Source organism: Thermobaculum sp. T2p, assembly GCF_059335935.1.
This window is the reverse complement of record NZ_JANZYQ010000032.1, coordinates 1-1,906: the sequence shown is the minus strand read 5'-3', so window position 1 is coordinate 1,906 and position 1,906 is coordinate 1. Positions and strand designations below refer to the sequence as shown.

Annotated in this window: 1 protein-coding gene; it reads right to left on the bottom strand. The window is 57.1% G+C overall.

Annotation, left to right across the window (positions count from 1 at the left end; genetic code table 11):
• Positions 1 to 256: 256 nt before the first annotated feature.
• Complete coding sequence (locus N2245_RS13285; protein WP_494537206.1) at positions 257 to 1,624, bottom strand: ISLre2-like element ISGsp3 family transposase; 1,368 nt, start codon at positions 1,622 to 1,624, stop codon at positions 257 to 259.
• Positions 1,625 to 1,906 lie beyond the last annotated feature (282 nt).

Here is a 1,906-nt window from a genome sequence, read left to right as displayed (position 1 = left end):
CGGAGAGGCATCGCGCTGGAGGATCCTGTCGACCACCGGTCCTGCGTGCCCCGGCACCCCAACCAGGGGCAGGATGTACCTGTCGAGCCCAATATACCCCGCTATGAGTCAGTCAAGACTTTGTGGAGAACATTTTTTCGGTTCACTACGGGCGTTGTCAATCACTAGTTAGCGAACCATTTTCAGGAATTAATATCGTAAGCGCTTTCGGACTCTCATCCCTCATCTTGAGGCGATGATACGATATTCCATTTTTTTACACCCAACCACCATCCCGGAGCGCCGACAACGCTTGATGGATCGGTGTCCCGGATGACCGCTGCAGACACGGTAGATTCTGACGCACCACATCTGCCCATAACCGTCCGGCCTTCCGTTTGGCCTGTTCGATCCGCTTGGACTTTGTTGAGGCCGAGGCCGCCGTTCGGGTCTCTTCTTCCTCCACCAACTGCCCATTTCTCCGCCAAATCCCGTCGATTCGGGCCGCCATCGCCCTCAGAAACGCCCGAAGCCCTTGGTCTTTCCAGCTGCGGCGGGATTTCACCCGATGCGCAAACCGGCTCATCACGCTCTCGGCGTGGCCCATCGGACGCATGCCGGTCGTCTCCACCCCTTGCTCCGACAGCCACTCCCGATAGTCCCGGATGCATCCCGGCATCGACTCGATCCGGCGGATCATGGCAGCCATCTGCTTCTCTTTCGCTTCGTCCTCCAACGTGCCGACCGCGCTGTTCAGCTCCACGAGAAGCCCCTCTTCGTCTTGTTTCGCCAGCTTCTTCCGCACCTCCCGCCAACGCGGATGGCCGGACAGACACTGACGCAGCTCCCGCGCCACATGAAATCGATCCAGCTGAAAGCACGCCCGCTTCCCAAAATACTCCCGGCAGGCCGTGATCCACGACGCCGCGTCGCCGTTGATGATCAACAGGTCCCGGCACGGATCATAGGCATATTCGTTCATCAGCCACTCTTCGAACCGTTCCCACACGTCTCCCTCCCCTTCATGGAGGCAGTGGCGCCGGTTCACGAGCTCGAGCTGCGAACCGTTTCGTTTCCATCCCTCGTGAACCGCCAGGATTTTCTCTTCTTTCGCCCGTTTCCCTTTCCCCTGGCGGGAAATAAACAGTCCATCCGCCTCCACAAACAGCACCCGGCCGTGCCGTTGGGAAACAGGGCGGTGCAGCGAGACAGGGGCCTCCAGCACCAGTTGGCGAATCGCCTCGTGGCTCATGACCGCATACCCCACGATCGACTCCAACGTACGGGCCGCTTTGCGGTAGGAAGAGCACTCTACGGCCAACTCGACCGCCGTTTCCTCGAGGCAAGGACTGATCGATCGGGCCCCATCAAAGCCTAATTCGGCATCCAGCAAGAAGGTATAGTTCCCCGTTTGCCGGTCATAGTAGTAGTTCCGTCGAAACGTCACTTCTCCAAACAGCGTTTGGATCGTAGTCGGCCGTTTGTCTTTCAGCTGATACCGGCGCTTGTCCCGCGCTTCCGCCAGTTGTTGATCGATCTCCTCCAAAAGGACCGCCAACAAGACAGCGAACACCTTTTGAAGAGTTCTGACTAATTGCTCCTCCAGCTCTTTTAATAAAGGCCATTCTGTGGTAAGATGTTTCATGGACTCTCTCCCTCCTGTTTTCGGTTGATGTTGACAATCACCATCATAGCAGGGAGAGAGTCCTTTTTTCACGACATTTGCTTTTTTCTACCGCGCTTCGCTTGGTGGCCCCGACGAGCGTCGCGAACAAAAGTTCGCAACCCTCGTCGGGGATCATTTCGGAATGTCACCCACAAATATTTTACTCACACCCGGCAGCATCCGCGAACGCTCTTGCATGGGCTTGACCATGCAGGTTTCGTGCACCCCGCACGGCATCAGCAACGAGAAACACAGAGCAGT